We start from the raw sequence: 8556 nt of genomic DNA on the forward strand, positions 1-8556 counted from the left end.
GCCGAGGTTTCAGGTCAATATCTCACTGAGCGAGAATAGCTACGTTCGTCTTCAACAACACACTCCTTGGCAGGGCCCCTCTCCGTGTTCGGGTTTTTTATTATCGCTGGCAACCATTCGTGGTATCTCATCCCGATGGTCGTCCCGATTGGGTTACTTTGCGGTCGATTGATAAATCGCGGACTGCAGCCCTCACTAGAAGCAGTGGGTCTTGCTACTGGTCTTTGTTTGACGCTCATGACCTCACTGAGAGTGGGTCACGGAATACGCCGCTTAACGCAGGGTATGCTTTCGCCATCACTGTCCGTTCGCTTCACACTTGCCGCTGGGGCAATCGGCGTGCTCATTGCAGTGGTCTACCACGAGCGGTGGCTTCCAACAATTCACCCACGAACCGCCCTCACAGAGTGGGCAAAAGTCGCAAAGCAGATATTCATCGTTTCGTTGGCCGTACTTATCATTCTGCAGCTACCAGCGGCGAGTGGCGGCTCGGGAGCAACAATGGATCAACAACAACTCGGACAACGAGTTCACGCGACACTGCCTTCCGATGCTACGGTCTATGTCCACTCAAGCGCACACAGCCCGATATATGCGTTCGTGTTCTACGCACAACAACCGCTTCAAGGGGCAGTATCACAACAGATACGCACTGATCCGGATATTCAGTACGTGATAATTAGTCAATCGGCAGCTGAGAAGCTGGACCGTCCGCATGAGCGTATCGGGACTATGACTGCATGGAAGGATCCTCTTGTCTTGGTCAGGCTGGATAATGCTATCACTGCCCGTTGAATTGATCGCTCCGGCAGGAGAGTGAGGCTTATCCACTGCCGATACGTCCTCGATAACAGCTATGTGTGGTCGGTACTTTGCTCTCCCGTCCCACGGGCAAGAGTGGGAGCGTAAGTGGCCGCAAGAAAACAGCCCTGAAAGATGGCCCGAACCGAGAATCCAGCGACAGCAAAGGTGCGACTGTGACCGCGGCCCCGGTTGGGAGTGGTAGCAGTGGTAGTACTCCAAGTCAGAACGGTTCTCGACGCGGCGTCAGCGCTGCTCCTACTGATATTCATCGGATCATACATCGCCTCGTGGGCATTTGCTGCTGACTGGTGGAGGGGCTTCTGGTCTCGCGTATCTCGGCAGTTAGACCGGCTTCGTGAAACGCACTGGCTGCTGCCAGCCGTCGTAGTCGCACTTGGACTGGCCGCGTACGATGCGATAGCGGCCGAGTTGAACGCTGGGACCGTGACGCTGCTGTTCTGGTTCGTCCTCGCTGGATATGCCTCATGGCTATTTACTAAACGACACCTACTCGCCCGACTAGACCGGGACAACCTGCACCGAGCAAGGGTAAACGCTGACCGGGATGATTCGGAAACGGATTCAGCGGATGGGATTCCCTCGAGTGGACGCCTCAGATAAACATGTTCTTTGATAACAAACCCTCCCCATAAATCTCAGACCGTACAATAGAACATTTGATATAGGATTATCTGTAGAAATTGTTGATAGCGTTTGTCTGTCGCTAGCAGCTTCTCACACCTGTTCTGGAAAGGTCCAACTCTTTTGCAGATCACTCCGCGAATGCGTCAGCCACGGAGATGATGAACACGCGGAGGGAGAAGTCCACGTCAATACCTGCGAGAACCACGGGTTGCTACTGCACCCGTGCTCTCATCCCATCGAGACATCTCAAAGGGCGAGCTCACGCAGTACCTTCAGGCGTTTCAGCTCCGCAGAGAGTTATTTGATCAACCTGATCGAAAAGCGCTCAAACACGTCGTTCGAGCCGCTCTCTAAAACCAACAATGTGCTACATGAGCGCCCCATTTTTATGTAGCCTGAATCTGTACCGACGCTCTGCATGCGAACCAGCACACTGACTACAACCCTCGTAGCGGCTCTATTACTGGTGAGCGCCAGCGCAGGCGGTGCGCTCGCCGCTACGGTCCCCCTTCAAGGACAACAGTCCCCGACTGGAACCCCTGGAACTGAAACAAACGGTACCGCCACCACTGTCGGAGCAGAGAATCAGAGCGGTGCCCCGAGCGTCACATTTAATGATCAGCAAAGCAGTGGTCAATCAGTCTTCATTCAGTCGGTCACGGCTCCCCAGCCTGGATTCATTGTCATCTATGACAGTACTCGCTCAGGCAACGAAACCGACCAAATCGTCGGCTCATTTCACCTGCTCGGCTCGGGAACTTTCCAGAATATCCCTGTCCCACTCGACACACCGATCAACCAGTCAACCTCGCTAACAGCCGTCATCCACAGCGATACGAACAATAACGGACGGTTCGATTACGTGTCTTCGAATGGAACACAGGATCGCCCGTTGACACCCCAAGGCGACCGACGAATCGTGGACATCGCTCAAGTTACCGTCCAGAGCGACAGTGCCAGTGCAAACACGACCGACGCCGGCACGCCAATGACCGGAGCAGCCGCGACTACCGCCAGCGGGTCGGGCGGGCAAAGCGCGAACGAAACGAATAGGACTGGGGCAGGCGATTCGAACGGCGGCAGCAGCGCGTTCGGTCCTGGTTTTGGCCTTCTGGTCGGAGTTGTTGCGCTGCTGGCGGTCGCACTGTTCGCGGCGCAGCGCACCTGAGACGGATGAGCAGTGATTCCCGGTTCAGCTACGGTACCCACAGATTAGAGATAGCGATCAATTGCCAGACTGAATTTCACGCCCATCTATGCATTACAAACCTACCTAGCCTCCTTTATTGGTTCAGTTCCGTGTCGTGTTTTCAATAGTGGAAATCAATTCTGAAGTAATCTTTCGAGCAGATACCAGTAGATACACGTCAAGTGGCGATTCTAAATGAGATATGCGCAGCCGCTGGTCCCTTCTCCTTTTCGTGTTTCTTCTGAGCTTTCTTACCCATGTCGAGTCGCTTGGGTACTGGTTCACGGCGGGCGATACGCTCGCACTTATCGAAACGAGTCGTATCACCTCGCTCGAGGCTCTCCGGACCATCCTCACCAAGCCGTTGATGTACGGAACGACGTACACCAACATTGGGCTGTTCTATCGTCCCATGGCGAACCTCACATATGCGGTTGACTACTGGCTCTGGGGACTGAACCCGTTTGGTTACCACCTCACCAACATCCTGCTCCACGGTCTCGCCGCCACTCTCGTAGTTGTCACTGTCCACGCACTGACCACATCCGCTCGCACCGGTGGGCTCGCCGGCGTGCTCTTCGCTATCCACCCGCTTTCGGTCGATACCGTCCCAGCTATCTCTCGGCGGCAGGATATCCTGCTGGCGATTTTCGGTTTGCTCACGCTCTGGCTGTTCATTACGAGCTATCACCGTGACTCAGCCTCTCGCCGACTGCGACTGGGAGCGGCGGTCGCGTACGCACTCGCGCTATTTTCGAAGGAGACTGCGATTGTTCTCGGACCACTCGCGTTCCTCTGGGCATTGTTCCAGCAACCGTCGCTCCGCCGTTCGCAGGCATATAGGCGGGCGATACAGGACGTCCTACCGCTTGTGGGTGTAGCGGTGGCGTATCTCGTGATTCGGCTTGCCGTGCTCGGTGGGATTGGTGGCTACTCACGATCACCGTCGCTAGCCACGATGCTGCTCATGCCGGTCAAGTACGTGCTCGCACTCGTCTATCCAGCACACGCCCTCGGTGCGCTTGGTGATGTTTCTCTTCCGCTTTTGCTCGCGTTCATTCTCGGGATATCAGTGGCATACCTGACGCTGCTCCATCGAGAGCGGCCGTTCCGCGAGATGGATATCGGACGACTTCTGCTCGTTGCCATTGCTATTGCCGGCTCCGTCGCGGTGGCTGCAATGGTAGTGTTCCCATCTGCCGTCCGGTCGGTACTGATGCAACACCCGTTCATCGGGTGGTTCACGGTCGGTCTCGTGTTTGCTCTCACCGTATCGAGTGCTATTGTGGCGGCGCTGTCGTCCGCGCAGGTGTTCGCCACCGGGGACCGGCGCGTGGATGTCTTCTTTCTCGTATGGCTGGTGATACCGCTGCCGCTGTTTTTCATCGGGAAGGAGTTCCTGTTCCGGAGCGCGTACTTCTTCGTGATTCCACTCCTCGCGCTGCTCGCAACGTATCTCACGAAGTTTTTGACGCTACTCACTGAGAACCGCGCCGAGGTGAGCGGTACGGACGCTGCGTTCGCCCTCGCTGCTCTCGCGCTACTCCTTCCTTCGCTGGCGGCGTCGCCCCTCTTGTATACCCACTCGGGATGGGATTCAGTTGGTAGCGTCACGAATCAGACCATGACCGGTGTCGACAACCGGGTGACCGAGGCTAACGGGAATCCTCGCGTGGTTATCGAGGGCATCCCACTTCGGATCCAATATCATCCGAAACACCTCGGCGAGGCCCGGGAACGCACTCTCCTCCATCCGTTTTCAGTTCAGGCATGGCTACGTCTCCACGGCCACGAGAATCCCGTCACCGTTAGACAAATGCGGTCTTTCCGCACTGCCCCTCACGCCGCCTCAACGACTGCCACCCGCAGAGACAGCACACTGCTCATCAACATCCACTACAGCCGGCAGCACACGAATCGCAACGAGTCCGCTATGTTCGACAGGGCTGCGGCGTGTAGACGTAGACTGGCCGCATGTCCGTTTGATACTTCTCGTAGAGTTCGAACCGCTGTGCATCGATAGTGCCTCGAATCGGCTGTCGCCAGCCTCCCGTTAGTGGGATGGATCCCTCACGCGGCAGCCGTGCGCCGACAATGAGTGCGTCGAAGGTTAGTTTCCCATTGCGGTGAACTCGGTATTCTTGCCCGATGTCGCCGTAATTGACGGCCCTCAGAGAGATTCCACGCTGGGTGAGTTCGTACCCAATCGGTTTTTGGTAGGGCGCTGCAACATTGCCAGGTGGTCCGTACATCCCCTCAATCCAGACGCTACCGCACTGGGCTGCTTCGAGGTCGTTCGCCACTTGGTCATCAACGGTGAGTTCGCGGGCCTCGCCGACTCCAACAGTACTCCAGATACCGATGCCGTTTATCGCCGAGAGGATGACGAGAAGTGCGAGAACCGATTGTCCTCTACGACGAATCGTTCCGAATCGAATCGTCTCCACGCGATGAAGAGCGTACCATGTCAATAGGAGAACAGCCATCGCAACGACAACAGTCGCCCGTGCGGAGAGCCGGAACATCCTCACGACGGGAAGTTCGTAGAGATACGACCACTCCGAGGCGAGGAGCGTCCCGAGGACCGCAGCAATCGCAACTCCAGTGATCCAGTCTTTGTCACCAGACGGCGACCAGTATGTCCAGACGATTACACCGACGGCAACCAACACGACTGGGAGACCAACGGCACGGTAGGCACTCGGGTCAATTGCCTGTCCGACCATAATACTGAATCCTTGTGGCTCGACCCAGAACCCGATTAGGCCGGCAACGAACTCCTCAAGCGTTGCAGGGGAGCTGAAGGTCGGTCGACCCGCACCAGCGAGCATCGTCGGGATGATTGAGAACACGATTTTCGGAAGGCCGATGAATGACCCCTTCACGGCTGCACGTACGAATGGCCAATTCTTCGTGGCTAAAACTACACATCCAAGAATACATGCTGCATAGAAGAAATTGTAAATACTCCCTGTTAGCAACATCACACCGAGACCAATACCGGCGAGCAGTCCGTGACGTCGCGGGTTTGTGCGCATTCGCGTCCGCGTTAGTTGCCAGATGATGAGAACGAACCACGGCCAGCCGAGGATTTTCTCGATGAGACCGCGATACAACGCCATTGGTGAGACAAACAGGAGAGCGAGCGGCACAGCAACTCGCCAATTGAAATCTTCGCTGGCATACCAATATGCGACCATCGCCGTAGCGATGTAGTGCCCTATGAGGAGAATCTTCATTGCCGGGAGCACTGGAACTGACGGGATGAACAGCGGCCACATCAGTGGATAGAACCCCTTCCAGAGTGGGTTCATGAACTGGTATCGTCCACCGTACCAGAGCTCGGTATAGATTGGCAGTTGTCCATGAGCGAGGCTCCACTGGGCGTGAAGCACGGGGTACAAGTTTGAGACGAAATCGTGGAGGTAGGGATAGCCGGGTTCGAGCAGCCGGTGGCGAAGGAGAAAAACGGGGATGAGACCCAGCGCGAAACCCACGAGCAGCCGGTACGGATGGTTCCGTACTCGCACAGTGACCGATGATCGAACGTCCCGTATCGAGAGTGCCACTATGCGAACCCGTATTTCGAGGGAACAATAGCGATTCCGTTTCCAAACGTATCGGCGGGTGAACCGTGTGAGTACGATGTCATCACTATGTCCTCATCGTGCTGGTTTCAAGCCTCGACCCGTTGCTTCTCTTGGGATCACGCGTTCTCTCACACGAACCGGTCCGCTCTAGGATCAGCGTGTACTGCTCGGCCCGAAGATCTTGATCATCGCCATAAGTAATGGTCCACGGGTATACCCCGGCATGAAGAAGGTCTACCGGAGAGGTCTGCAACCGCGGTTGAGGCCACAGCGACGGTCGTGGCCCGAACTCGGCGGCCACCGTATAGCTGTATCCACCCGTCAGCAAATTGTGGATGTATTCGGTTCGGCGTGGAGCCGAAAAATTCGGCATCCACGGTGGCTCGGAGTCGCCCCTCTGTGCAACCCACGGCACTGGTTGCGTCTGGCTCGGGCTAGCCGCATTGAGATACGTGAGGTCCCAGTAAGTGAGTTGGATATACGTGGGGCACCGCCGGGGCATATCGAGCATCCACGTAGTTCTTGTCCGCTGCCGGTCGCTGGAGCCGGTTTGACTTATCACTCGCTGATAACTACTGATTTCCATTCCGCGCGGAAACACCGCATCTCGATACCGTATTCGGTAGACCTCCATGGTAGCATCGTCAGGGGCATGCGCGTTTAGCCACGCCGCTGCCTCGTCACGCGGGGCGGTCGCGTACTGGAAATCGCCGACGACTGCGTAGGTCCCACTCGTAACGAGGAGAGCCGCGATGAGCGGGCGGGCGAGATTTCGGTTACGACTGTGGAGACGAGATAGCCAGATGGCAATGAGAAGCGCGAGCAATGGGAACGTCGGCAGGAGGTGGTGGAGCCGGACGTACTCCCACCGGGAATATGCGATGAGGTATACTGCGATGCCAGCCAGCGCCAACACAGTGGCGTGGGCTTCAGTAGAGCGCTCGCGCAACCGAACGACGCCCGCCGCGACGCCACCCAACGACGCGATGAACAATGGAAGACCCAGGCTGGAGAGATAGTTCCGGAGCAGCCACCACCAGATTGGCGCGGCTGGCCCGCCGAGACCGAGTGTTTTCTGCGATGCCTGTTCGAACATTCGCGCAACCAGTACATCAGGACCCGCGACGAGCACCTCCGGGTGGCCAATCACGACAGCCCCTGCACCGAACGCTGCACCGAGACCGACGAGTCGAGGCTTGAATACTGCGCCGCGCTCGTTCCGGGTGTTTCGAGCACGCAGGAGATAGGCTGCGGTAAGAACCACTACGCTCACGCCGGCAGTGAGCTTGAACGCGATAGCGAATCCACCCGCTACGCATCCGGTAAGAAAGGCGGTTTCGTCGCCCGTCTCGACATACCGGAGCGCGAGAGCGAAAACGACGAGCAGACAGAACATCGCTGGAACATCCTCCCCAACCTCATGAGCCATCACGAGAAAGCCGAACGTGAGCGTCAACAAAACGGCTGCAAGCCGGCCGGTCGTCCGATCCCGGGTTGCCGTCCCGATGCGATACGTGAGATAGACGCACCCGACCGCAATGACGACCACGGTGAAGCGTCCGAGGAGCAGGCTCCACGTCCAGACCCACTCGGGATACAATCGCGGACTCACACCTGCGAGCCCACTGAGTTGTCCGGACACAGCCACAGCGACGAAGACCGGCACAAGCGCGATCCCGTAGAGGTAGAGTGTGGCTCCAGCGAAGCGTTCCGTAAGGACCGCGGGTGAAATCGAGTCGAGACCGGGGTCGGTGGCGAAGATGCCGACCGCCTGCAGCACATCAATGAGCCGCCAGCGCTCATCAATAGTCGCGAAGCCGGGGATCCGGTGCCAGAAGAAAAATCCCGTGAGGAGTGCTGCGAGAAGGAGGATGTACTTCATCCACGGATCAGCGGTGCAATCGGCTGTGAATCGCCGCTTGGCCCGGACCAGTAGCCGGGTCGCCCGCCGTCGCATACCGTACCATCGAAGAAACCGTATAAAAACCGACTGGGTTCGCTCGAATGTCGTTCGCTACTCCGCTGGCGATTGTCGTCACAAGACTACAATTAAGTAGAACGATGCCGAGTTCCGCGTATGGATGCTGTCGCTGTCATTCCCGCTTATAATGAGGTTGAGACCATCGGCCGGGTGATCGACAGAACGAGTCATCACGTCGGCAACGTCGTGGTCGTGGATGACGCCTCATCCGACGGGACGGCAGCAGTCGCGCGCAATCACGGCGCGTCAGTGATCGAACACACCATCAACCACCCGTTATCGCCTAAGCCGATTTCCCGTAAGATCGACCGATTTTACTGGAACTCTCAGACAGCAGATTCCTTTCC

Annotated in this window: 6 protein-coding genes and 1 pseudogene; 5 read left to right on the forward strand and 2 right to left on the reverse strand. The window is 57.1% G+C overall.

Annotated features, from left to right (window positions below):
• The first annotated feature begins 285 nt into the window (after positions 1-285).
• From ACQUQO_RS17435 to ACQUQO_RS17450, 4 genes and pseudogenes are all read left to right on the forward strand, one after another.
• Positions 286-795 carry a hypothetical protein gene (locus ACQUQO_RS17435; RefSeq protein ID WP_435079800.1) on the forward strand — a complete coding sequence of 170 codons (510 nt, stop codon included), beginning with the start codon at positions 286-288 and terminating at the stop codon, positions 793-795.
• Between the two features lie 787 nt (positions 796-1582).
• Positions 1583-1803, forward strand: a pseudogene (locus ACQUQO_RS17440) (IS1595 family transposase); the annotation flags it as partial.
• 64 nt (positions 1804-1867) lie between these two features.
• Entirely contained in the window at positions 1868-2617 is a 750-nt protein-coding gene (locus ACQUQO_RS17445) for a DUF7282 domain-containing protein (protein ID WP_435079802.1), read from the forward strand.
• 823 nt (positions 2618-3440) lie between these two features.
• Entirely contained in the window at positions 3441-4661 is a 1221-nt protein-coding gene (locus ACQUQO_RS17450) for a hypothetical protein (RefSeq protein WP_435079804.1), read from the forward strand.
• On the opposite strand, the gene ACQUQO_RS17455 is transcribed toward ACQUQO_RS17450, so the two are convergent.
• Positions 4570-5952: a hypothetical protein gene (locus ACQUQO_RS17455; RefSeq protein ID WP_435079806.1), complete on the reverse strand. Its 1383-nt coding sequence runs from the start codon at positions 5950-5952 to the stop codon at positions 4570-4572. The genes ACQUQO_RS17450 and ACQUQO_RS17455 overlap by 92 nt on opposite strands.
• 340 nt (positions 5953-6292) lie before the next feature.
• On the reverse strand, positions 6293-8185 hold the full coding sequence (locus tag ACQUQO_RS17460) for an ArnT family glycosyltransferase (protein ID WP_435079808.1): 1893 nt from the start codon (positions 8183-8185) through the stop codon (positions 6293-6295).
• Positions 8186-8305: 120 nt separating this feature from the next.
• Here ACQUQO_RS17460 and ACQUQO_RS17465 point away from each other — a divergent pair.
• Positions 8306-8556: glycosyltransferase (locus ACQUQO_RS17465; RefSeq protein WP_435079810.1), on the forward strand; the 251-nt coding region annotated here is incomplete at its 3' end.

Source organism: Halococcus sp. AFM35, from assembly GCF_051195015.1.
Lineage (GTDB): Archaea > Halobacteriota > Halobacteria > Halobacteriales > Halococcaceae > Halococcus.

What these genes read in the sequence shown, in the direction of transcription:
- ACQUQO_RS17460 (WP_435079808.1), bottom strand. Translation starts at nt 8,185, where the DNA reads ATGCGACGGCGGGCGACCCGGCTACTGGTCCGGGCCAAGCGGCGATTC.
- ACQUQO_RS17445 (WP_435079802.1), top strand. Translation starts at nt 1,868, where the DNA reads ATGCGAACCAGCACACTGACTACAACCCTCGTAGCGGCTCTATTACTG.
- ACQUQO_RS17455 (WP_435079806.1), bottom strand. Translation starts at nt 5,952, where the DNA reads ATGAACCCACTCTGGAAGGGGTTCTATCCACTGATGTGGCCGCTGTTC.
- ACQUQO_RS17435 (WP_435079800.1), top strand. Translation starts at nt 286, where the DNA reads ATGCTTTCGCCATCACTGTCCGTTCGCTTCACACTTGCCGCTGGGGCA.